This window comes from Actinobacillus porcinus, from assembly GCF_901764995.1.
GTDB lineage: Bacteria > Pseudomonadota > Gammaproteobacteria > Enterobacterales > Pasteurellaceae > Exercitatus > Exercitatus porcinus.
Map to the genome: position 1 here is coordinate 104,104 of NZ_CABFKI010000005.1, position 23,328 is coordinate 127,431.

The window sequence follows — 23,328 nt, forward strand, 5'->3', positions numbered from 1 at the left end:
ATTTTGAGTAAAACAGGATATGTTTATGTTATATATTGAAAACGCACAATTTAAATTACATCAAAATCGCTTCTTAAATTTACCGCACTTTATCATTCAGCCGAAAGATTATTGGGTCGTAATTGGTAGTAATGGGAGTGGTAAAACCGCTTTTTCTTTGGCATTAAAAGGCAATCTTCCTGTTTATTCAGGCGAATATCAAAATCAGTTTTATCGTATCAGTTTGCTTTCCTTTGAACAGCAACAACGCTTTTTAGAACAAACCTTTAAAGATCGCAATAATGATATGGTTAGCCCCGATGATTTCGGTAAAACAGCGCGACAGGTCATTCTAAATGGGGCAGAAAACCATGCGCTTTGTAAAGCGTATGCAGAATATTTGCATATCACCCCATTACTCGATCGTCCATTTATGCAACTTTCTACAGGAGAGAGTCGCAAAGTATTATTGGCTCAAGCTTTGGTAAATGAACCTGATTTATTGATTTTAGACGAACCTTTTGAAGGCTTGGATCATCAATCTGTACAGGATTGGACAGCCTTGCTTCATCAACTGAGAGAAAAAATGGCATTGGTGTTAATTGTCAATCGCTTTGGCGACATTCCAAGTGGGGCGGAAAATATTGCGATTTTGGATAATCTCGAATTAATTTTACAAGGTGAACGTCAACAGATTGAACAACAGAGTATTTTTCAGCAGCTACAATATGCAGAAACGGCGTTGGATGTGGCATTGCCTGAGAGTGCGATGCCGAGAATAAAACTACCTGAAAATCAACCGCACTTTGAGTTGCAAAATGTCAAAATTCAATATGGCGATAAATGTATTCTCAATAACCTTTCTTGGCGCGTGGAACCGAAGCAACATTGGTGGATTAAAGGCCCTAATGGCGCAGGAAAATCCACCTTGTTATCATTAATTACAGGCGATCATCCGCAAGCCTTTAGCAATCATGTGATCCTGTTTGGGCAACAGCGTGGCAGTGGTGAAACCATTTGGGAGATTAAAGCCAAAATAGGTTATGTCAGTAGCCAACTGCATATGGATTATCGTGTAAATAGTTCCGCATTAGATGTGGTTCTTTCCGGTTTTTTTGACAGCATTGGTGTTTATCAGCAAGTGCCTGATGCTTTGCATATTAAAGCGATGCAATGGCTTTCGCGGTTGAATTTGACCGCACTTGCGAAAAAGCCATTTCGTTCTTTATCATGGGGGCAGCAGCGATTGTTGTTAATTGCGAGAGCGATGGTTAAACATCCGCCTGTGTTGATTTTAGATGAGCCATTGCAAGGATTGGATGGCTTAAACCGTAAGTTAGTTAAGAATTTTATTGATCAACTTGTTATCAATAGTGAAACACAGTTACTCTTTGTTTCTCACCAAGATCAGGATGCGCCAAGTTGTATTACGCATGTATTTGAATTTGTTCCTGAAAAGGATGGTTATAAATATGTACAAAGTGCGGTGTAATTTGTTATAGTTTTTACGTCAATTTAACAATTCAGTAAGGAGTCTGAAATGGAAGAACTTCCAATTGCAACGATTGTATTTATTGTGCTTGTGGTCTTTGTGCTTTATTCCACAGTAAAAGCCGTGCCGCAAGGGTATCATTGGACTATTGAACGTTTTGGGCGTTATACCAAAACCTTAACCCCGGGGTTAAATTTTGTGGTGCCATTTGTGGATCGTGTTGGGCGTAAGATCAATATGATGGAACAGGTGTTAGATATTCCATCGCAAGAAGTGATTTCAAAGGATAATGCGAACGTGTCGATTGACGCGGTGTGTTTCGTGCAAGTAATTGATGCGCGTAGCGCGGCTTATGAAGTGAATCACCTTGAGCAAGCCATTATCAACCTTGTTATGACGAATATTCGTACAGTGTTAGGGGGAATGGAATTAGACGAAATGCTATCACAACGAGACAGCATTAACGGTCGTTTACTTTCTATTGTGGATGAAGCCACCAATCCTTGGGGGATTAAAGTCACGCGTATTGAAATCCGCGATGTGCGTCCACCACGTGAATTAAGCGAAGCGATGAACGCACAAATGAAAGCGGAACGTAATAAACGCGCCGAAATTTTGGAAGCGGAAGGGGTTCGCCAAGCGCAAATTTTACGCGCGGAAGGGGAAAAACAATCGCGCATTTTAAAAGCCGAAGGGGAAAAACAAGAAGCCATTTTGCAAGCGGAAGCCCGTGAACGTGCAGCAGAAGCGGAAGCTAAAGCGACCCAAATGGTATCTGACGCCATTGCGAATGGTGATACCAAAGCCATTAATTACTTTATTGCACAAAAATATACAGAAGCATTAAAAGAAATTGGTGGTTCGGAGAATAGTAAAGTGGTGCTAATGCCGCTTGAAGCGAGCAATTTAATGGGCTCCGTGGCGGGCATTGCAGAGCTGTTGAAAGGCGATAAAAAATAAGGATTGTTTATGGACATGTTTTCTGCACAATGGTTTTCCACGTGGACAGAATGGCATTGGTTGATTTTAGGCTTTCTATTGCTGATTGCTGAAATTGTTGTCCCAGGGATTTTCCTTCTTTGGTGGGGACTTGCCGCTATTGTGGTGGCTGGGCTGATGGCATTAGTTCCCGCCTTGTCGTTAACAACCTTAGGTGTGCTTTACGCGGTTTTAGCCACGATTTTAAGTGTGATTTGGTGGAAATACCAACACAGCCGAGATAAAGCGGATGATCAACAATCTGTGCTAAATCAACGGGATCATGCGTTAATCGGTGCAAAAGGTGTGGTTGAAGAAATGGCGGCAAACGGTATCGGACGTGGACGCTTTGGCGACACTACGTGGCGTATTCAAGGCGAAGATTTACAGGTCGGTGATCGCGTAGAAGTAAAACACGTACAAGGCATTACGTTGACGGTAGATAAGTTTTAATATATTGAACATACTTTTTCTATGAGATGCGCTTTGATGTTGTTCAATGCTCATCTCATTAAATTTTTTAGGAATCCTTTATGAAAAATCATTTAATTATTTTTGCCCATCCCAACCCTACGAGTTTTACTTCCGCGATGGTAGAGCGCGTTGTCGCGGCAAGCCGGCAAGTTGGGGCGAAAGTGGTGATTCGAGATCTTTACGCGATGAATTTCAACCCGGTGTTAAGCGCGGTGGAAATGAACGGTGAATTGTCCTCTGAAATCTTGCAGGAGCAGCAATATATTCGTGACGCCGATTTTATCACTTTGATTTATCCTTTATGGTGGATGGGCTTTCCGGCGATTTTAAAGGGCTATCTTGATCGCGTGTTAAGTCATGGATTTGCTTATAAAACGGATGCAAAGGGTTCGGTGGGATTGCTTCAAAGCAAAAAAATTCAGCAATTTATTAATATGGGCAGCAATGAAGCCGAATATCAAGCCAATGGTTATGCCAAAGCCTTAGATATTTGTTTGGTTAATGGTTTGTTTAATTTTTGCGGCATTACAGAGATTGAACATCGTTTATTCGGTCGCTTATATGGTATTACTGATGCAGAACGTCAAGCTATGTTGGATGATGTGGCGGAAAAAACGGTGAAAAATTTGACCGCGGTTTAGGGCGAATTAAAGGGCAAGATGACTTGCCCTTTTTTGTGCCGCTTTATTGGCATTGATTCATTAAGAATTGCGTCAATAACCCCACCGGTCGTCCTGTTGCGCCTTTATTGGCACCTTGTAACCACGCTGTTCCGGCAATATCTAAATGCGCCCAAGGGTATTTTTTCGTGAAGTTCGATAAAAATGCCCCTGCCGTAATCGCGCCGCCCCAGCGTCCGCCAATATTGGCAAGATCCGCAAACGGTGATTTAAGCTGTTCTTGATATTCTTCGCTTAACGGTAAACGCCAAGCTTTATCTTGGGTTTGTTGTGATGCGTTGAATAAGGCTTCAGCGAGCGTATCATCGGTGGACACTAAGCCGCTATTGTGTTGACCTAAGGCGACCACACAAGCCCCCGTTAAGGTAGCGACATCAATCACACATTCAGGTTCAAAGCGTTCCACATAGGTTAAGGTATCGCATAAAACCAAACGCCCTTCCGCATCGGTATTTAACACTTCAACGGTTAGCCCATTCATGGTGGTCAAAATATCCCCCGGACGGTAAGCATTGCCATCAGGCAAGTTTTCGCAGCCGGCCAATACGCCAATGACATTTAATGGCAACTGTAATTCCACGAGAGCATTCATCACCCCATAAACCGATGCTGCGCCGCACATATCGTATTTCATCTCATCCATTTCCGCCGCAGGTTTGAGAGAAATACCGCCCGCATCAAAAGTTAAGCCTTTGCCCACCAACACAATAGGTTTGGCGTTAGGATTTGGGTGATTACGATATTCCATAATGGCAAGTTGAGCTTCATTTTTAGCACCTTGCGACACACCCAAGTAAGCATTCATCCCCAATTCCGCCATTTCTTTTTCACCTAACACCGTTGTTTTAACAAGTGCGGTGCGTTTTTCTAAGGTTTCGGCTTGGTCGGCTAAATATTTCGGATTGCACACATTCGGCGGACAATTTGCTACATCACGAGCCAATTTTACCCCTAATGCTACGGCGCAAGCCTGTTGGATAGCGCGTTGTACTTCTTCGGTTTCGATGGCAAAAAATACGTTTTCTAAGGCGAAAGTCTCCGCTTTTTGGCTTTTAAATTGATCAAACACGTAACTTTCCGCTTCCAAGGTTTCAATGGCAAAACGCACATTCCAATAGAGATCGCGTCCCTTAATTTTTACATCTGTTAACCCATTGAATAAGTTTTTCGCGGACGTTGCTTTGGTTGCTTGGAAGGCTTTTTGTACCATTTGTTTGAATTGGCGTTCAGTGATTTCTTGCGGTTTACCTGCGCCCACTAAGAAAATGCGTTGTGAACCTTGACGCAAGAGTGAGGTTTCACCGATTTTCCCTGAAATTTCACCGCACTTAATCAGTGCGCTAATTTCGCCTTGCGTATCAAATTGTTGCGCGGTTTCTGATAAAACACCGTCTTCAAAAATGGCAACCCATACCGCATCAGCAGTATGAAGTGCGGTTAAATTTGCTGAATATTTCATGTTGTTTCCTACTATTTTTACATTTGAAAATAAGCTATTATAAGCGGCTAAATTTGACTGAACTTCATCGCTTATGAAGCGGTCATAAAATGAATGAAATTGAATTAAATTGCAAGCGGAAAAAGAGATAACGTGATTTTAACCAAGTATTTAACCAAAGAAGTGCTCAAAACACAGATCGCTATTTTATTTATTTTATTGCTGATTTTCTTTTGTCAGCAACTTGTACGCGTGTTGGGTTCGGCGGCAAGTGGCAATGTGCCCGCGGATTTGGTCATGTCATTATTAGGACTTGGTATGCCTACGATGGCGCAATTGATGTTGCCATTGTGTTTGTTTATTGCACTGTTGCTCACCTTAGGTCGCTTATATGCAGAAAGCGAAATCACGGTGATGCGCGCCTGTGGGGTAGGTTCTCGTATTTTGGTGAAAGTTGCCCTAATGCTTTCATTCTTTACAGGGGCATTGGCGGCTTATAATGCCTTTTGGCTCTCGCCTTGGGCGATTAAAAAACAAGCTGAAATCATTGATGATGCCAAAGCTAATCCTAAAATGTCCGCGCTTTCAGCGGGTCAATTTATGACATCAAATAACAATGACTTTGTTTTATTTATCAACCATATCGAAAATAATCAAATTAAAGATATCTATTTGTTTCAAACCAAAGAAAAAGCCAATTCAAAACCTTCTGTGATTACAGCGGAAAAAGGTGAATTAAAATCGTTGCCGAACGGGGATCAAATTTTAAATCTACAAAATAGCCAGCGCGTGGAAGGTTCGGTGGCATTGCCGGATTTTCGTATTACGCATTTTGAAGAATATCAAGCTTACTTAGGCTATCAAGCCACAAATAATGAAAATTCAGAAGCAGAAACCTTAACGTTTAACGAGCTGTTAAAGGGAGATACGCCGGCGATGAAAGCAGAGTTTCATTGGCGTATTGTGTTGGTGATTGCCGTGCCATTAATGGCGTTAATTGCCGTCCCATTAAGCCGAGTTAATCCACGCCAAGGTCGTTTTGCCAAGATGTTACCGGCATTAATGTTATATCTCATTTATTTTCTCGCTCAAAGTTCATTAAAATCAGCGGGTGGAGCTGATAAATTAGATGCAAGTATTTTTATGCCATTAGTCAGCATTTTATTTTTGATGATTGGGATTATCTTAAACAGCTGGGAAAGTGCGTTTATGTATAAAATTCGCAATTTGTTTCGCCGCAAAGTAGCATAAGGATAACAAATGAATACGTTAGAGCGTTATATCGGTAAAAGTATTTTAGGGACAATTTTTGCTACTCTGTTGGTGTTAGTCGGTTTATCTGCCATCATTAAATTTGTGGAACAATTTCGCAGTATTGGACGCGGTACATACGATATGCTACAAGCCATCGCTTATACTGTGTTAACCATGCCGAAAGATATTGAAACCTTTTTCCCGATGGCAGCATTATTGGGGGCATTGATCGCGCTAGGTAATCTAGCCAGTCGTAGTGAGCTAGTTGTCATGCAATCGGCAGGATTTTCTCGTTTAAAAATCGGTCTTGCTGTGATGAAAACTGCCTTACCATTGGTTCTCCTGACCATGGTGATTGGCGAGTGGGGTATTCCACAAACAGAACAATATGCACGTGATATGCGCGCTAGAGCGGTATCTGGCGGTTCAATGATGTCCATAAAAAATGGAATTTGGGCAAAAGATGGCAATGATTTTATTTATATCCAGCGCGTAACGGATAATACAAGTTTACAAAATGTCTATATTTACCATTTCGATGATGCGCGTCAGTTGCAAAGTGTCAGCCATGCTAATACTGCAAACTATACTGGCGAGGCTTGGTCTTTTAAACAATTAAATGTTTCGGAAATTTCAAAAGAAAAAATTGAAACGAAAAATTATCTCACCAAAGAATGGAAAACTTCATTAACACCGGACAAATTAGGAATTGTTTCCATTCGTCCAACCTCACTTTCTATTTCAGGACTGTCCGAATATATTGCATTTTTAAAACAAACAGGGCAGGACAGTAAAAAATTTGAACTCACGTATTGGCGTAAATTATTTCAGCCGATTTCTGTGGGCGTGATGATGATGTTGGCACTTTCTTTTATTTTTGGTCCATTAAGAAGTGTGACAGCAGGTGCGCGAATTGTTACGGGTATTTGTTTTGGTTTCTTTTTCTACGTGGTCAATGAAATATTTGGCCCGCTGACATTAGTTTATAATGTGACGCCATTGATAGGCGCATTATTACCAAGCCTAATGTTTTTATTAATCACTTGGTGGTTGTTAAGCCGTAAACGTGACTGATAAAAATACGGTGTAATAGACAAATTTGTTGCTATTACACCTTCCTTTTTCGATATGCCTATTAGATCAAATCTCTAGCAAGATGTCTAGATGTTTGTCAGCGGTCTGAAACGCGCCATTGCAGCGCGTTTTCGTCTTTATTTTGATTTGGTTTTCGCTTTGTCATTACGTTGGGTGGCAATGCTATCGAGATATTCTAATGTAATATCACCTGTCACATATTTCCCTGTAAAGACTGACGCATCAAATTCGCGAATATGTGGATTTTCCTGTTGAACAGAAATTTCAAGCGAGGCTAAATCTTGGAAAATCAATTTATCTACACCAATTAATTTCGCGATTTCATCTACATCACGCCCGTAAGCAATCAGCTCATGTTTCGTTGGCATATCAATACCATACACATTCGGATAGCGAATTTCAGGGGCGGCTGAAGCAAAATAAATTTTATTCGCCCCCGCGGCGCGAGCCATATCCACAATTTGCTCTGACGTGGTACCACGAACAATCGAATCGTCCACCAGTAAAACATTTTTGCCTTTAAATTCAGATGAAATGGTATTGAGTTTACGACGTACCGCGCTAACGCGTTGTGTTTGCCCCGGCATAATAAATGTGCGTCCCACGTAACGGTTTTTCACGAAGCCTTGACGATATGGAACCCCTAATATCGTAGCGATACGTAACGCAATATCGTTAGAGGTTTCAGGCACCGGAATCACCACATCAATATCTAAATCTTTCCATTCGCGGGCAATTTTTTGTCCCAAACGTTCGCCCATATGGACACGTGCCGCATAAACAGACACGCCGTCAATGGTTGAATCCGGACGGGCAAAGTAAACGTACTCGAAAATACAAGGAGTCAATTTGGTGTTTTCAGCACAGATTTCAGAATAAATCTCGCCATCAAAGGTCACGTACACCGCTTCACCGGGTTTAATATCACGCACAAATTCAAAACCCACGGTATCTAAAGCAACCGTTTCGGAAGCAAACATATATTCCATTTTGCCATTTTCTTCGCGTTGACCTAAAACCAATGGGCGAATGCCATTTGGATCGCGGAATGCCACTAAACCGTGATCAATAATCATTGCCACACAAGCATAAGCACCACGAATATCTTTATTGGTGGCTTTAATAGCGGCAAAAATATCGGTCGGTTCTAATTCTTGTTTATGAATTTGGTCAATGTGATAAGCCAAAATATTGAGTAAGGCTTCTGAATCAGATTTGGTATTAATATGACGGCGTGCTTCGTGGAACAGCTTTTCTTTCAGTTCTTCCGAATTGGTTAAGTTACCATTGTGAACCAAGGTTAAACCGTAAGGTGAGTTCACATAAAAAGGCTGCGCTTCAAATTCACTGGAACTTCCCGCGGTCGGATAACGAACATGCCCTAAACCTGCATTGCCTTTTAAGCGTTCCATATGGACTTGTTGGAACACATCTGCCACTAAGCCATTCGCTTTTCGTAAATGAAAGCAATGCGTTTCATCTACGGTCACAATGCCTGCCGCATCTTGACCACGATGCTGCAACACCATCAAGGCATCATAAATTGACTGATTTACCGGAGTTTGACTCACAATCCCAACAATACCACACATTTGGCAATCCTCTTATTTAATCGTAGGTAAATTTAAAAAACTTGAATTTGCTTGCATTTGCTCGAAGAACCATTGTTCAATAAAAGCAAAATGCGGAATTAATTTTGATGCTTTCCACATCTCTTGTTGATTAAGATTGGTAAAGATATCCGCAAAAAATAACAATGCCGCCACAATCAACACACCACGTAAAAATCCAAAACAGGCGCCTAACACGCGATCGGTGCCGGAAAGTCCTGTTTTATCCACAAGTTGACCAACAACGTAATTCACCACCGCGCCAACGATGAGCGTTGACACGAATAAAATAGCAATCGCCGCCCCGTTGCGAATATATTCAGACTCAATTTGCGTTAAGAAACTAGCGAGATTTGGATAAAACTGGCTTGCTACGATAAAAGCACAGGTCCAACTGGCTAAGGATGTCACTTCACGAACAAAGCCTCGAAACAAGCTGACAATCAAAGAAAAGGCAATAATTGCGATGATAATATAATCAATCATTCAAATAATCCCAATATAAGGAAAAAGAAACAGGCGCTATTTTACAAAAAAAGTAATCGTTTGCGTAGTAGGAAAATAAAATAATTTTACATCATAGTTCCTGCCAAAATTCCGCCCCTAGATGTTTTTCTGCGAGACGCAATAATTCCGCTAAATCTTGATAGGTAGGATTCTCTACCTTTTTTATAACGACATGTTTTTGCTGCAATTGCTGTGAAATTTGCTGAAATTTAACCGCACTTTGAGTGGGTAACGCGGTTTGAGCCCGTTTTCCCAACCAATAAAGCCCTTGAAAAGGAATACAAAGGGCAAAAAGCGCGGTTAAAATGGCAATAGAAAAAGCGGTATTATTGGTTTTTGCGTAAATTTGCTGCCAAACCACGGAAAATACCGCCAAAAACGGCATAAATTTTTGCGCAAATTTTGTGGCTCGAATAATGCGGTTTTCCGGGAAAATTGCGCCTAAGGTGGGATGCATCAGCCAAGTATCCGCGTATTTTTGCCCTTGCTTAATAAAACGAAAAAAGCTCATTTAAACACCTATCAAAAATAAACCCTGTACGAATACAGGGTTAGAAAAAATAAAACTAAAGCTGCTCTAACAGTCCTAATACCATCTCTGATGACATTTTCGCGGCAAGGGGTAAGAATTCTTCAAAGGACATACTTGCTTGCCCATCGCCAGCATCTGAAATGGCACGAACCACCACAAAAGGCACATTAAAAGCATGGCATACATGGGCAATTGCCGCCGCTTCCATTTCAACGGCGGTAACCGTTGGGAAATCCGATTTAATTTGCGCTAAACGCTCGCCACCGGCAATAAAACTATCCCCCGAACAAATTAAACCAAATTTCACATGATGCCCTTGTGCTGTGGCAATTTTCTCCGCAAGTGCGGTTAAATTTTCTGCCGATTTAAAGGTCGGTGGGCAAGCCGGCAACTGACCTTTGGCGTAACCAAAGGCTGTCACATCGGCATCATGATAAGCGGTTTCTGTGGAAATAACGATGTCGCCAACACTTAACCCTTGCGCCACGCCGCCTGCAGATCCCGTGTTAATCACTACATCAGGTTTAGCCAATTGCAATAATGCTGTCGTCCCCATCGCTGCCGCTACTTTACCGATTCCCGATTGTAACAACGCTACAGGTTTGCCGTTAATTTTCCCTTCAAAAATGACCGCACTTCCCACTTTCTGTTCCGTTTTATCCGTCATTAATCCCGCTAAAATTTCCACTTCTTGCGCCATCGCGCCAACAATAGCTATTTTCATCTTTTGTTACCGTTTACTCTTTAATCCAATTTTGTTCGTTAAAAAATCCAATACCGCGAAAGTATAATCATCATTATAAAGCGTGCTGCTGGTTAACACATATTCGCCATTAATCACCACATAAGGATAGGTAAACACGCCATATTTTTCCGTCATTGCAATACTTTGTTGTGCCGCTTCTGAAATTTCAGGCGATAAATACATTTCTTTAAATGTTTGCCCATCTACCCCTTGCTTTTCTAACCATACCAGCAAGTTCTCAAATTGAGACAAAGCAATAAATTGCGCTTTATCCATGGTTTCAAACAGCAGTTTATCAGACACATCCGTGCGCCCAACGGCTTGTAACGCATAAAAAGTGCGGGCAGAAAATTCATTATTTTCAAGGGCGACAGGATATTCTCGATAAATCACATGACTTGCATTAATTTGCGCATAAAGTTCTAAAATATCTTGCACACTCGAACAATTGCGGCAATCGTAGTCAAAAAACGACTGGATAATGATTTTCCCATCCCGTTTTTCATCTATCTCAATCGCTTTATCATAAGTAAAATAATCTTTGCCTTCTTCAAATTGATTTTCTTCAGGGGGCGACAACGACTCAATGGCAAAAGATTGAGAAACGCAACAGAAGAAAATCAAAAAATGCCAAAATCTCATTATGCTAAAGGCTCAATATAATCCACTAACAACTGCACATCGCGATTACCACGAAATTCATTAATATCCAGTTTATAGACCAATCTGGCGTGACGAATAGAAAGGTCGGGATAATAGCGCGTATCTACATTGAAAGCAATGGCATCTAATAATTGTCCCCCTTGCATTGGTTCTAGCAACATTTTCAAATGCCGCTCGCCAACCAATCGCTGCTGCAACAATTTAAACTCGCCATCAAAAACAGGTTCAGGGAAAGCTTGCCCCCAAGGCCCAGCCGCGCGCAGTTTTTCCGCCGTTTGCACATTCATTAACGCGGGTTCTAATTCACCGTCCGTCCACAAGGTTCCCTTGAGTTCATCATCGCCTAACCATTCCGTCACCACATGATCAAAGGCAGATTGGAATTGCTCGAATAATTCTTCCCGAATACTCAATCCTGCCGCCATTGCATGCCCGCCAAATTTCAGGATCATATCTGGATGGCGTTGATGCACCTGCTCTAACGCATCGCGCATATGCAAACCTTCCACAGAACGCGCAGAGCCTTTGAGAATCCCTGCGCTATCTTGCGCAAAAGCCACCACCGGGCGATGAAATTGATCTTTAATTCGAGAGGCTAAAATGCCTAATACGCCTTGATGCCAGTCCGATTGATATAAGGCCACCCCAAGCGGAAGTTGGTTTGTCTTGCCTTGAAGTGCGGTTAATTTTCGGCAAATTTCAAGGGCTTCTTGCTTCATGCCTTGCTCAATTTCTTTACGCGTTTGATTTAAGCTATCCAACTCTAACGCCAAGGCGCGCGCGGTTTCCATACTTTCCGCCAACAATAATTCTACACCGACAGACATATTGTCCAACCGCCCGGCGGCATTTAAACGTGGCGCAATGGAAAAACCAAGATCACTGGCGGTCAGCCGGGTTAGATCTTTATTCGCTACTTCAACCAAAGCGCGAATACCATAACGACAGCGAGAGGCTTTAATGCGCGCTAACCCTTGATGGGCTAAAATACGGTTATTTTGATCCAACGGCACCACATCGGCAATGGTTCCCAATGCCACAAGATCTAATAAATCACTAAAATTAGGCTGCGTTTTTTCATCAAAAATCCCCATTTCACGAAATTTTGCGCGCAACGCCAGCATCACATAAAAGGCGACCCCAACGCCTGCCAAAGATTTAGACGGAAATTCACAACCCGTTAAATTCGGGTTAACAATCGCGTCTGCATCAGGTAGGGTTTCCGGCGGTAAATGATGATCTGTCACAATAACTTGCACAGCATGCGATTTGAGAAAAGCCACGCCGTCTAAAGATGACACACCATTATCAACCGTAATTAGCAACTCAACGCCCTGCTCAATGGCCATTTCCGCCACAGGAATACTCAAACCATAACCTTGTTCAAAACGATTAGGAATCAGAAAATGGACATTGGTAAAACCTAGCTGGCGCAAAGCGGTGACCATTAGCGCAGTGCTGGTTGCGCCATCCGCATCAAAATCACCTACAATAATAATCTTCTTATCGCGAGAAATTGCCAACATTTCTACCGCACTTTTCATCCCTTTTAACAAAAAGGGAGAATGCATAGATTGCAATCGATGATCTAATTCTTGGCTGTGTTGAATATGACGAGAACGATAAATGCGATCGAGCAAAATATCTTCACAAACAGGCGTTCCCTTGGGAATATCACGGCGTTGGATGATTTTATTCATAATAATTTATAGAAGCAGAAAAAATTTCTAGCTTCATTCCGAATTAAATGAGCCGGTTAAAAGCGGCTCTACAACAAAGGGATAAAGAAAAAAGCTGTTGAAATCAACAGCTCTTTTATCTATAATTTTCGTTGGTCGGTCAGGGCTTTTAACCCTGATGCTGACAGGGGTTAAAAGCACCTTCTGACCATTAAGTCCAACTTTTTGTGTCAGCTAAGGACATTTGACGATGCCTAAATTATGGATTTTTATCCTAATTTTTGTGTTGTTTATGCTTTTTTGCCCGCCAGCATATTAAGCATTTCCGACTACAACAAGGGGTAGGCAACTGCCCCTTTCTTCGTATTATAAAACTCTCTTTCTTTTTTTCAAGTTGAAAATAAGAAACTGTTTATCCTTCAAGTGCCGCTAGCAATTCTTTTGGTGCAAGATAGCCGCCGATAAGTTCGCCTGTTGATGTGACAATACTTGGCGTGCCGCGTACCCCAAATTGTACGCCTAAGTCGTAATGTTTTTTCACGATATTAGGTGTTTTTAATTGTGTCGGTAAGTTGCCTTTTTCTGCTTCATTTAAGGCATAAGCTTTATCTTTAGCCGTAAAAATAGCTTCCATTTGTTCTGCTGTTTTATCCATTCCTTTGCGTGGAAAAGCTAAATAACGCAAGGTAATGCCTAAATCGTTGTATTCCTTAATTTGCGAGTGCAATTTATGGCAATAACCGCAGGTAATATCCATAAAAACGGTCACAACGTGTTTTTCATTTTTTGCCGGATAAACAATCATTTCATTTTCATAGCTTTCTAAGGTTGCCATCAACGCTTTAGCGGAAACATCTACAATCTTATTGCCGTTTAATTCAAACAATTTGCCTTGCAAAACATATTTACCGTCTTCTGAGACATATAAAATGCCTTGATCTGTCACCGCAGTTTTTAACCCCTTAATCGGTGATGATTTAACTTCAACCTGTTCTGCACCAAGTTGTTTTAAATTTTTAATAATCGCTGCGTCATCCGCAATGCTGTTCATGGAAATCATTGCCACTGAAAGTGCGGTTAATAATTTTTTCATTTTGCGTTCCTAAAATAAGTCAGAAAGTTGAAATTATAGAGAGATTCATGGAGAGTGCAACTGATAACCGATTTTCTAGTAGAAAAAAAAGCGGAAAACACCTATAATCACGCCTTATTTTTGACTTAATTTTGACGGTAAACAAACCAAAATGTTTGAAATTAATCCAGTAAAAAACAAAATTGCCGATCTCGCTGAACGCACAGCGGTGCTTAGGGGGTATCTTTGACTTCGATGCCAAAGTAGAACGATTGGAAGAAGTCAATGCCGAACTCGAACAACCTGATATTTGGAATGAACCTGAAAAAGCACAAGCTTTAGGAAAAGAACGTTCCGCCTTAGAAATCGTGGTCGATACCATTAAAAAACTCGATCAAGGATTAGAAGATGTGGACGGTTTGCTTGAACTTGCGATTGAAGGCGAAGACGAACAAACCTTTAATGAAGCTGTGGCGGAACTTGATGAATTAGAACAACGTCTTGCCATGTTGGAGTTTCGCCGTATGTTTAGCGGTGAACATGATGCAGCGGATTGTTATGTGGATCTGCAGGCGGGTTCTGGCGGTACAGAAGCACAAGATTGGACGGAAATGCTATTGCGGATGTATTTGCGCTGGGCGGAAAGTAAAGGCTTCAAGGCGGAACTTATCGAAGTGTCTGATGGGGATGTGGCGGGATTAAAATCAGCAACTATCAAAGTTTCAGGCGAATATGCCTTCGGTTGGTTACGTACGGAAACCGGTATCCATCGCTTAGTGCGTAAAAGCCCTTTTGACAGCAACAACCGCCGTCATACATCTTTTGCCGCTGCGTTCGTTTATCCTGAAATTGATGACAATATTGAAATTGATATTAACCCTGCGGATTTGCGCATTGATGTTTATCGTGCTTCAGGCGCAGGCGGTCAGCATGTAAACAAAACCGAAAGTGCGGTGCGAATTACGCATATTCCAAGTGGTATCGTGGTGCAATGCCAAAACGGTCGTTCGCAACATCAGAATAAAGATCAAGCCATGAAACAACTGAAAGCGAAATTGTTTGAAATGGAAATGATGAAGAAAAATGCGGAAAAACAAGCCATGGAAGAAAATAAATCGGATATTGGCTGGGGAAGCCAAATTCGTTCTTATGTGCTTGATGATAGTCGCATTAAAGATCTTCGCACAGGTGTCGAAAACCGTAATACGCAAGCGGTATTAGACGGCGATTTAGATAAATTTATCGAAGCCAGCTTAAAAGCCGGTTTATAGTAAAGAAAGGAAACCATAATGTCAGAACAACAAACTCAAGAATTAGATCTTAATGGCGAAATGATCGCTCGCCGCGAAAAATTAGCCACATTACGTGCACGCGGTAATGCTTTCCCTAATACATTCCGCCGCGATGCTTATGCTAAAGATTTACATCAGCAATATGATGAAATTGATGCTGAAACCTTAAAAGAGCAAGATAATCAGGTTAAAGTCGCCGGGCGTATTATGCTCAAACGCGTGATGGGCAAAGCGTCCTTTTTCACTATTCAAGATGTGACCGGTCAAATCCAACTTTACGTTGCACGCGATAACCTGGCTGAAGGCGTTTATAGCGATTACGTCAGCTTATGGGATTTAGGGGACATTGTTGGTGTGTCTGGTGCGTTATTTAAAACAAAAACAGGTGAATTAACTGTTCGCGCTTCAGAAGTGGAATTATTAACCAAATCCCTTCGCCCATTACCCAACAAAGTGCAAGGTTTAACGGACCAAGAAACCCGCTATCGCCAACGCTATTTAGATTTAATTTCTAACGAAGAATCACGCCGCACTTTTATGATCCGCTCTCAAGTGGTTTCAGGCATTCGTCAATTCTTCTTAGAGAAAAACTTTATCGAAGTAGAAACCCCAATGCTTCAAGTGATTCCGGGCGGCGCAGCGGCAAAACCGTTCATTACGCACCACAACGCCTTAGACGTGGATATGTATTTACGTATCGCACCGGAGCTTTATTTAAAACGCTTAGTGGTGGGTGGTTTTGAGCGCGTTTTTGAATTAAACCGTAACTTCCGTAACGAAGGGGTTTCTGTTCGTCACAACCCTGAATTTACCATGATCGAATACTACCAAGCTTATGCGGATTACCACGATTTAATGGACAATACGGAAGAATTACTACGTAAATTAGCCTTAGATATTTTAGGTACAACAACCGTGCCTTATGGCGAATACGTGTTTGATTTCGGCAAACCGTTTGAGCGTATTACGATGCACGATGCTATCGTAAAATACGGCAACGGCATTACACGTGCAGACTTAGATAACTTTGAAAAATCGGTAGAAATTGCCAAAGGTTTAGGTATTGAAATCCAAAAATCTTGGGGATTAGGCTCTGTGGTGAACGCCATTTTTGAAGAAGTGGCTGAACACCAATTAATTCAACCAACGTTCTTAATGGCACACCCGGCAGAAATTTCACCACTTGCACGCCGTAATGATGAAAACCCTGAAGTAACAGACCGTTTTGAATTATTCATCGGTGGACGTGAAATTGGTAACGGTTTCTCTGAATTAAATGACGCCGAAGATCAAGCAGAACGTTTTGACGCACAAGTTGCGGCTAAAGACGCCGGCGATGATGAAGCAATGTTTAAAGACGAAGACTTTGTGGTTGCCCTTGAACACGGCTTACCACCAACAGCAGGCGAAGGTTTAGGTATCGACCGTTTAGCTATGATTTTTGCTAACGCCCCTTCAATTCGCGATGTCATCCTATTCCCAGCGATGAAACAAAAAGCGTAAAACTCAACAAAAACAAACCGCACTTTTGAGATTCACATCGAAAGTGCGGTTAAATTTGGTGAATTTTAAAGCGAACAATCACAAATCTAAAATTAATGCTTGCAAGGTTTTTGAATCTTCGTATAATGCATACCAATTCAACACACTTGATACTTACCAGTGAAGCCTGGGTGGCGAAATTGGTAGACGCAGCGGATTCAAAATCCGCCGCCCTTAAAAGCGTGTCGGTTCGAGTCCGACCCTAGGCACCACCGGTAAGTATCATGAATAAAAAGTCACTTGAAAAAGTGGCTTTTTTATTTGGCAAAAGAAACTAAAACTCAATAAGTTACGTGCAGAATACTGCAATTATGTATATTTAATCACTAATATTGTTTACATGTCTTTACTGTTCATTTATGATCTGTTTAGATCATAAATGAAGTTAATTTGTTCCAAAATTGTTCCAAAAATTTAAGGTAAAGAAACATGGCAACATTCAATAAAGTTAATGGTAAATGGCGCGTTCAAGTAAGAAAAAAAGGCATCACTAAGTCGGCATATTTTCGCACAAAAGCCGAAGCGCAAGCATGGGCCTATGACATAGAAAACAAAATACTGTCCAACGACTATTACAACAGAACCCCTAACATCACATTTTCGGACTTACTTGACAAGTATATTAAAGAAGTTAGCGTGAATAGTGCAACCACTATTGCACAGGTGGCGACAGATCAAGCCTATGACACATTAAGCCAACCTAAGCCTAAACTAGAAAATAAATAGGTGGGCGGTCTCGTCAAAGGCTACGCCAACGGTGGTTATACCGGTGACGGTGGCAAATATGAACCCAAAGGCATTGTGCACGGTGGGGAATATGTAATGACCAAAGCAGCCACATCGCGCCTTGGTACGCCATTATTGAACGCGTTGAATTATGGTAAAAATGCCGTACTTGCCACAGGGTTAGGGGTCAGCGTGGCAATGGCACAACCTATAAAAGTGGACGACCGCGCGCCATTGCGCCCAACGCAAACCCAAGCGGTGCAAGTGACCCAACCGATGAACATCACTATCGAAGTGAACGCGGCACAAGGGCAAGATGAAAAAGCCATCGCGCGCGAAATCGCCCGTCAACTGGCACAAATTCAATATCAACAACAAGCCAAAGCACGGTCATCTTACCGAGACCGTGAATAACAGGAAAAGGGCGTTTGCCCTTTTTTGTTGTCTATTTTAACGATAATTGCTAGGATCAGCGAAAAAGGAAAAATGACGACAACATGTTTAAATATGATTTTATAACAACCCAAGATACTGACAGTGGCATATCTTATGTATCCGCTGATTTCAAAGTAGGTGATGTCACCTATATAGCAATTTTTTCTGATGATAAAGACACCTTGGATTTTTTAACAGAAAATCAAGAAATTGCCCCAATTATTCAAAATAAAAAAATATATTCTTTCAAATTTGCCGTAAAAAGTTACATTGAACTAGGTCATGATGATTTATATGCACCACCTATAGATCATGATTTTGGAAAAAATGAAATTAAAGAGCTAAAAGAACATCTTGAAAGATTAATGTTAGAACATTATTTATTGTTTAAGCCAAATGGTTATGTATTTATTGCAGAACGCCCATCCTTAGCGCGAATGTATCGGAAAATGTGTTGCAAACCTAGTGTGCTTATGGCAGACTTTGTACCAATAATGGACTTAGGCGATGAGCAAGATTGTTTTATCGTGAAAACCCCAAACTATTAAGGAATGAATGATGAAAAAAATGACTGCCGCTGAATTAAAACGAAAAAAATTAAATGAATTTCGTCAAGCCTACCAAAAAGCCAAGGCTGAAGGAACTCAAAAGCCTGTTAAATCTTAAAGCGCATCCCCTGATTTTATCAGGGGATTTTTATATCCCCAATAAACGTATCTTGCTTTTGTCTTTCTCTCTTTCACATTCCCCCACGCTCGCACCATTTTCCCAACCTTGCCAAAATGCCCTTAAATTTAACCGCACTTTAGGCATTTATGACCGCAGATTTAAACCGCAGAATAGAAAACATCGTCCGCTTGGGTACCATTGCCGAAGTGGATTTTGCCCATGCTAAAGCCAAAGTAAAATCCGGTGGGATTTTAACGGATTGGTTGCCTTGGGTGACCGCTCGCGCGGGCAATGTGCGCACGTGGTCTGCGCCTAGCGTGGGCGAACAATGCGCGATTTTGGCGTCAAGCGGTGAACTGACTACCGCGGTTATTTTGGTGGGCATTTATACCCAAAATGCACCAAGCCATGCGCCTGACGAAAATGTGATTGATTTTCCTGACGGTGCGCGCGGTGTATAAGCCCCTATGTTTAGGGGTTTAAAATTTTATCTGAAGCGATTTTAGCTAAAAAATTACTGCGGTTTTTATATTCTTTATGAACCGCAACAAAATCATCAATGCGTTTAATTAAATAACTAGGAAGCGTGATATTGATACGTTCAGCTTTGCCGAGAAAATGGCTAATATCAACGTCAACAACCCCAAAAAACATACCGTAATCGGTAAAATCAGGGTTATTACGATGATTTTCGATACTGGTTGGCAATGGAATCTCTTCGCCATCTTCAACTAATCCTTCAAGGTGAAATACGATGGCTTCTTTGACATTTTTATATGCTTCTTCGAGAGTATCACCGGCAGAGAAGCACCCGGGAATGTCAGGGACAATAACGCCGTAAGCGTGAGTTTCGTCACCGGGTTCAATTGCAATTGGATATAACATATTTTGTCCTTTTAGGTATAGCAGGGCTATTTTAGCCCGGCTTGTTTAAGTATTGAAAGTTCAGTCCTTTTTTTAAATCCTTTTTAGGATGTGGCGCTGTTACTCGACCTTGTTTAGTTGATGTTTGAATTGATGATGGTTTCCACTTGTTGAAACTAAGAACCAACCATCCGCTTCAATCATTTTAATTATGGTTTTACTATCCACATCTTTATGCTCCCTTGCTGCTTTTGTGCGTATTGTACTTACCTTTAAGAATTTGCCAATAAGTTTATATGTATTGTGTGTATTTTTTATTATCTTAAATTTAGTCATTTAATGACATAAAGTAGAGGTTATTATGGAAACGATAAATCAAGAAATTTTAGAAAAACTCACCGCGCTTGAACAGATGTTAGCGCGCCATGCGCCGTTTCTCTTGATGATTGTTGCCATTTCTTATTCCTGTTTTTTGGGTGTAAATTATCTTCATTTATGATCTAAACAGATCATAAATGAACAGTAAAGACATGTAAACAATATGAGTGATTAAATATACATAATTGCAATATTCTGCACGTAAGTTATTGATTTTTAGTTGCTCTTGCCAAATAAAAAAGCCACTTTTTCAAGTGGCTTTTTATTCATGATACTTACCGGTGGTGCCTAGGGTCGGCATTGTTATTTAGTATAATTCAATAAGTAATAGAAATTCGGTTCACTAAAAACGCAAATTTGAGCGTGGTAAACTTTTTGAAAGTTTTTTGATTTTAATCAATAAAAAAATGCATAATTTTGCATAAATCTGCGTAAAAAGATCTGAATGTAAAGATCTAAATCGCGCTAGATCTCGCTTGGTTGGATCGCCTTTTAAGATTTGCGTAAAAACATGCACTTTTACTGTGCGGGCGAGGCGAGGCTTTGACTGCGATTTTTCAGACGTGGAATGCGTGAAAAATGGCGAAAAATAAAATTTCTACCTTTGTATTATCTAGTAAGTTGATATAATACAATTAGGGAATAATTAATAATTTAAGGAAAAACAATACCTTATTTATTTAGAATAATTTTTATTACATCAAAATAAAAAGCACACCATTTATATAGTGTGCTTTGCGCTTCAAAAGTGCGGTTAACTTTCAAGAAGTTTATAGGGTTCAAACCGAATGACTTCTTGCACTATCCGTTAACGGTCGCACATCTTCCGCATTGAGCGTGGTTTTAACGGTGTTAATAAGCGTTTGATCCGCAACGCCTTTATCCACCGTAGAAAGCAACGTCACTTGCACCTTTCCTGGGGGGGACTGGTGATATTGACGTCTTTCACCAAAGGCGATGCGGTCAATGCATGATATTTATAGCCTTTCAAGTGGCAAATTATCAAGGCGAAGCCAGTCGTTATATTACGGATTTTGCAGAAAAAGCCGGTATTACCAACCAAGCGGCAACACAACTGATTTTGCAACAGGCGGCAGGTTTGGAAAGATTGCAGGTTGAGCTTGCCAATCAACGCATGCGTAAATATGAGTTGAAAAAAGACGGTTTGAGCGAAACCGCAATACAGACCAATTTTGATGACATTATTCAACAAATGAACCAGTTGGTGGAGACGTATCAAAATGGTTAATCCAACTCAAATTTATTTGGCGTTTTACAAACAGAAACGCTCTTGGCGCAAAGAACCGTGGAAATCGTTGGCGGACGCGGAAACCTTTCCTTTAAACAAACCCACCTTACTCACAGGCATTACGTCAAGTGTGATTGCCAAAGCGGGCAAAACCGGCACCCTTGCGCGCGCCCTTGACGGTATTGTGGATATCACCAACACTAAAGTGATTGTGGTTCGCGTGGAAGAAAGCGAATGTGATTGGTGGTGTAGATGAAAACGGTCAATACACCGGCTTGAAAGCCTTTTTAGTGGCGCAAGCGGTAACCGGTGTTAAGCCGCGCATTTTTATTGTGCCGAAATACGACACTCAAGAGGTCACCACGGAATTATTAACGGTAGCGCAAAAGCTCAACGGTTTTGTGTACGCCTCTTGTTATGGCTGTAAAACCAAAGAGCAAGCGGTGCAATATCGCCATCAATTCTCACAACGTGAATTAATGTTGATTTTGGGTGATTTCTTATCCTTTAACACAGCTACGAAATAAACAGAAATTTAAGTTGTTCACTAGCAGATTTTAATTGTTGAGCTTCTTGTGGCGCAAAACCTAAATCAGCAAAGACATTACCGTTAGCGTCTGTGGTATGGCGAATTTGAGTATCAATCATTTTGCTTGCTCCTGTAATGCTTTCACGCTTAATGTTATCGGGAAATTCTCGAATATCATCGAGAGCAGAGCCAACCCAATGGATTGGTTTTCGATTATTTTTTTTATTCATAATGTATAAAATTTTATACAATTTATTTCTTTCGGCAAGAAAAAGTGATGTCTTCAATGTTGAATTTATGAACTTTTGCTTAAAGCAACCCTAACTGAATTTCATTAGATTCTTCAGGTACAATAACATGAACCCCCACCAACCGAACCGCTCGTCCATGACATCTTTCCCATATTTTTTCTAATAATTGCCGAAAGGTTTCAAGGCTAAATTCCACCGCACTTTTTTCAAGGGTGGTGACATGGAAATCCTCAAATTTGAGTTTTACCCCCATTTTTCGATAATGGTGTAAAGGAATATCAGGTTTAGCGCGCAATGTGCGGCGTTCTAATTCAGGATAAAGTGCGGTTAAAATATCTTGTGCTTCTTCAAGGGTTGAAATGTTATAAGATAAGGTTCGTTCAACGCCCACGGATTTTCGTTCGCGATGGGGTTGTACTTCCCGTTCATCAATACCATGACTAAAATCCCAAATGCGTTTGCCCATTTTGCCGAATTGATTGACCAGAATAGGCAAGCTTAATTTTTGAACGTCACGACAGGTTTCTAATCCCATTTTTCGCAAATGTTCAGATGTTATTTTTCCAACCCCTGGAATTTTATGTAAGGGCAGGGTAGCAACAAATTGTTCAACATCATTAGGGCGAACCACGCATTGCCCATTGGGTTTATTTTGGTCTGAAGCAATTTTGGCAAGAAATTTTAATGGCGCAATGCCGGCAGAAGCGGTGAGATGCAACTCATCAAAAATCGCTTGGCGGATTTCTTGCGCGATCCACGTTGCGGATCCTGAGCATTGCGGGCAATCTGTCACATCCAAATAGGCTTCATCCAGAGAAAGGGGCTCAATAATATCCGTATAACGGCGAAAGATGGCATGAATTTGTGCGGAAACCGCTTTGTATAATTCCATTCTGACAGGAAGCAAAATAAGGTTAGGACAAAGTTTAACCGCCTGCGCCGTAGGCATCGCGCTACGACAACCAAATTTGCGCGCTTCGTAGTTACAGGTGGTCAGAACGCCCCGTTGGCGACTGGTTCCGCCTACAGCAACAGGTTTGCCAACAAGGGTTGGATCTTCACGCATTTCTACAGCAGCGTAGAAACAGTCCATATCAATATGAATAATCTTTCGAGTAGCCTTTTTCATCAAAGCGCGGTCAATTTAAACATAGTTTTTATTGACCGCACTTTATCATAATTCGCTGTATAAATA

The 23,328-nt window shown here is 41.1% G+C and carries 24 protein-coding genes, 1 tRNA gene and 4 pseudogenes; 16 read left to right on the forward strand and 13 right to left on the reverse strand.

Annotated elements, in window-relative coordinates:
- The first annotated feature begins 19 nt into the window (after window positions 1–19).
- The 4 genes from modF to E7T07_RS05075 all read left to right on the forward strand — a co-directional run bounded on the left by modF (window position 20) and on the right by E7T07_RS05075 (window position 3,564).
- A complete protein-coding gene (gene modF, locus E7T07_RS05060) occupies window positions 20–1,471 on the forward strand; it encodes a molybdate ABC transporter ATP-binding protein ModF (RefSeq protein WP_135709819.1) in 1,452 nt (483 codons plus the stop codon).
- A gap of 48 nt (window positions 1,472–1,519) precedes the next feature.
- A complete protein-coding gene (locus E7T07_RS05065) occupies window positions 1,520–2,431 on the forward strand; it encodes an SPFH domain-containing protein (protein WP_135709820.1) in 912 nt (303 codons plus the stop codon).
- A 9-nt stretch (window positions 2,432–2,440) separates the two neighbouring features.
- Window positions 2,441–2,902 carry an NfeD family protein gene (locus E7T07_RS05070; RefSeq protein ID WP_246046133.1) on the forward strand — a complete coding sequence of 154 codons (462 nt, stop codon included), beginning with the start codon at window positions 2,441–2,443 and terminating at the stop codon, window positions 2,900–2,902.
- A gap of 80 nt (window positions 2,903–2,982) precedes the next feature.
- Window positions 2,983–3,564, forward strand: a complete 582-nt coding sequence (locus tag E7T07_RS05075) for an NAD(P)H-dependent oxidoreductase (protein WP_135709821.1) — start codon at window positions 2,983–2,985, stop codon at window positions 3,562–3,564.
- A 43-nt stretch (window positions 3,565–3,607) separates the two neighbouring features.
- On the opposite strand, the gene E7T07_RS05080 is transcribed toward E7T07_RS05075, so the two are convergent.
- A complete protein-coding gene (locus tag E7T07_RS05080) occupies window positions 3,608–5,062 on the reverse strand; it encodes a leucyl aminopeptidase (RefSeq protein ID WP_135709822.1) in 1,455 nt (484 codons plus the stop codon).
- A 132-nt stretch (window positions 5,063–5,194) separates the two neighbouring features.
- Between E7T07_RS05080 and lptF the strand changes: the two genes are divergently transcribed.
- Window positions 5,195–6,292, forward strand: coding sequence for an LPS export ABC transporter permease LptF (gene lptF / locus E7T07_RS05085; protein ID WP_135709823.1), 1,098 nt, complete (start codon window positions 5,195–5,197; stop codon window positions 6,290–6,292).
- Window positions 6,293–6,301: 9 nt separating this feature from the next.
- Window positions 6,302–7,369: an LPS export ABC transporter permease LptG gene (gene lptG, locus E7T07_RS05090; protein WP_135709824.1), complete on the forward strand. Its 1,068-nt coding sequence runs from the start codon at window positions 6,302–6,304 to the stop codon at window positions 7,367–7,369.
- 137 nt (window positions 7,370–7,506) lie between these two features.
- On the opposite strand, the gene purF is transcribed toward lptG, so the two are convergent.
- The 7 genes from purF to dsbC all read right to left on the reverse strand — a co-directional run bounded on the left by purF (window position 7,507) and on the right by dsbC (window position 14,219).
- Window positions 7,507–8,982, reverse strand: a complete 1,476-nt coding sequence (gene purF / locus E7T07_RS05095; RefSeq protein WP_135709825.1) for an amidophosphoribosyltransferase — start codon at window positions 8,980–8,982, stop codon at window positions 7,507–7,509.
- 12 nt (window positions 8,983–8,994) lie between these two features.
- Window positions 8,995–9,486 (reverse strand): CvpA family protein, encoded by a 492-nt coding sequence (locus E7T07_RS05100; RefSeq protein ID WP_135709826.1) that lies wholly within the window; start codon window positions 9,484–9,486, stop codon window positions 8,995–8,997.
- 91 nt (window positions 9,487–9,577) lie between these two features.
- The gene (gene yfbV, locus E7T07_RS05105; RefSeq protein ID WP_135709827.1) at window positions 9,578–10,018 is read right to left on the reverse strand and encodes a terminus macrodomain insulation protein YfbV; all 441 of its coding nucleotides are present in this window, start codon (window positions 10,016–10,018) and stop codon (window positions 9,578–9,580) included.
- A 55-nt stretch (window positions 10,019–10,073) separates the two neighbouring features.
- Entirely contained in the window at window positions 10,074–10,763 is a 690-nt protein-coding gene (locus tag E7T07_RS05110; protein ID WP_135709828.1) for a 5'-methylthioadenosine/adenosylhomocysteine nucleosidase, read from the reverse strand.
- A gap of 6 nt (window positions 10,764–10,769) precedes the next feature.
- Complete coding sequence (locus tag E7T07_RS05115; protein ID WP_135709829.1) at window positions 10,770–11,426, reverse strand: thiol:disulfide interchange protein DsbA/DsbL; 657 nt, start codon at window positions 11,424–11,426, stop codon at window positions 10,770–10,772.
- On the reverse strand, window positions 11,426–13,147 hold the full coding sequence (recJ, locus tag E7T07_RS05120; RefSeq protein ID WP_135709830.1) for a single-stranded-DNA-specific exonuclease RecJ: 1,722 nt from the start codon (window positions 13,145–13,147) through the stop codon (window positions 11,426–11,428). The genes E7T07_RS05115 and recJ overlap by 1 nt, the downstream gene beginning before the upstream one ends.
- A 391-nt stretch (window positions 13,148–13,538) precedes the next feature.
- Window positions 13,539–14,219 (reverse strand): bifunctional protein-disulfide isomerase/oxidoreductase DsbC, encoded by a 681-nt coding sequence (gene dsbC, locus E7T07_RS05125; protein ID WP_135709831.1) that lies wholly within the window; start codon window positions 14,217–14,219, stop codon window positions 13,539–13,541.
- Between the two features lie 151 nt (window positions 14,220–14,370).
- Here dsbC and prfB point away from each other — a divergent pair.
- The 7 genes and pseudogenes from prfB to E7T07_RS05160 form a co-directional block, all read left to right on the forward strand.
- Window positions 14,371–15,469, forward strand: a protein-coding gene (gene prfB, locus E7T07_RS05130) for a peptide chain release factor 2 (RefSeq protein WP_135709832.1) whose coding sequence is annotated in 2 segments (ribosomal slippage) — window positions 14,371–14,445 and window positions 14,447–15,469 — 1,098 coding nt in all. Because the reading frame shifts where the segments join, the coding sequence is not laid out codon by codon here.
- A gap of 18 nt (window positions 15,470–15,487) precedes the next feature.
- On the forward strand, window positions 15,488–16,993 hold the full coding sequence (gene lysS / locus E7T07_RS05135) for a lysine--tRNA ligase (RefSeq protein WP_135709833.1): 1,506 nt from the start codon (window positions 15,488–15,490) through the stop codon (window positions 16,991–16,993).
- 164 nt (window positions 16,994–17,157) lie between these two features.
- Window positions 17,158–17,244 (forward strand) — tRNA-Leu (locus E7T07_RS05140).
- Between the two features lie 217 nt (window positions 17,245–17,461).
- The gene (locus E7T07_RS05145; protein ID WP_180338716.1) at window positions 17,462–17,758 is read left to right on the forward strand and encodes a hypothetical protein; all 297 of its coding nucleotides are present in this window, start codon (window positions 17,462–17,464) and stop codon (window positions 17,756–17,758) included.
- Window positions 17,759–18,172 carry a hypothetical protein gene (locus tag E7T07_RS05150; RefSeq protein ID WP_135709834.1) on the forward strand — a complete coding sequence of 138 codons (414 nt, stop codon included), beginning with the start codon at window positions 17,759–17,761 and terminating at the stop codon, window positions 18,170–18,172. It begins immediately after the preceding gene.
- A gap of 83 nt (window positions 18,173–18,255) precedes the next feature.
- Window positions 18,256–18,741, forward strand: coding sequence for a helicase (locus tag E7T07_RS05155; protein ID WP_135709835.1), 486 nt, complete (start codon window positions 18,256–18,258; stop codon window positions 18,739–18,741).
- Between the two features lie 267 nt (window positions 18,742–19,008).
- Window positions 19,009–19,314: pseudogene (locus E7T07_RS05160) on the forward strand (phage baseplate assembly protein V); the annotation flags it as partial.
- Window positions 19,315–19,333: 19 nt separating this feature from the next.
- Here E7T07_RS05160 and E7T07_RS05165 read toward each other — a convergent pair.
- Together E7T07_RS05165 and E7T07_RS11090 are read right to left on the reverse strand one after the other, a co-directional pair.
- Window positions 19,334–19,747 carry a type II toxin-antitoxin system HicB family antitoxin gene (locus E7T07_RS05165; protein WP_135709837.1) on the reverse strand — a complete coding sequence of 138 codons (414 nt, stop codon included), beginning with the start codon at window positions 19,745–19,747 and terminating at the stop codon, window positions 19,334–19,336.
- A 26-nt stretch (window positions 19,748–19,773) separates the two neighbouring features.
- A pseudogene (locus E7T07_RS11090) lies at window positions 19,774–19,930 on the reverse strand (type II toxin-antitoxin system HicA family toxin).
- Between the two features lie 157 nt (window positions 19,931–20,087).
- Here E7T07_RS11090 and E7T07_RS10965 point away from each other — a divergent pair.
- A complete protein-coding gene (locus E7T07_RS10965; protein WP_167874935.1) occupies window positions 20,088–20,225 on the forward strand; it encodes a hypothetical protein in 138 nt (45 codons plus the stop codon).
- A 658-nt stretch (window positions 20,226–20,883) separates the two neighbouring features.
- Here the strand turns inward: E7T07_RS10965 and E7T07_RS11175 are convergent.
- A complete protein-coding gene (locus E7T07_RS11175; RefSeq protein ID WP_281279612.1) occupies window positions 20,884–21,009 on the reverse strand; it encodes a hypothetical protein in 126 nt (41 codons plus the stop codon).
- Between the two features lie 77 nt (window positions 21,010–21,086).
- Here E7T07_RS11175 and E7T07_RS05180 point away from each other — a divergent pair.
- Both E7T07_RS05180 and E7T07_RS11210 read left to right on the forward strand, forming a co-directional pair.
- Window positions 21,087–21,353 (forward strand): annotated as a pseudogene (locus tag E7T07_RS05180) (hypothetical protein); the annotation flags it as partial.
- Window positions 21,354–21,423: 70 nt separating this feature from the next.
- A pseudogene (locus E7T07_RS11210) lies at window positions 21,424–21,877 on the forward strand (phage tail sheath subtilisin-like domain-containing protein); the annotation flags it as partial.
- Here the strand turns inward: E7T07_RS11210 and E7T07_RS11255 are convergent.
- Window positions 21,870–22,112, reverse strand: a complete 243-nt coding sequence (locus E7T07_RS11255; RefSeq protein WP_246046140.1) for a hypothetical protein — start codon at window positions 22,110–22,112, stop codon at window positions 21,870–21,872. The pseudogene E7T07_RS11210 and the gene E7T07_RS11255 sit on opposite strands and share 8 nt — an antisense overlap.
- Before the next feature lie 79 nt (window positions 22,113–22,191).
- A complete protein-coding gene (gene dinB / locus E7T07_RS05195) occupies window positions 22,192–23,262 on the reverse strand; it encodes a DNA polymerase IV (RefSeq protein WP_135709840.1) in 1,071 nt (356 codons plus the stop codon).
- Window positions 23,263–23,328: the final 66 nt, after the last annotated feature.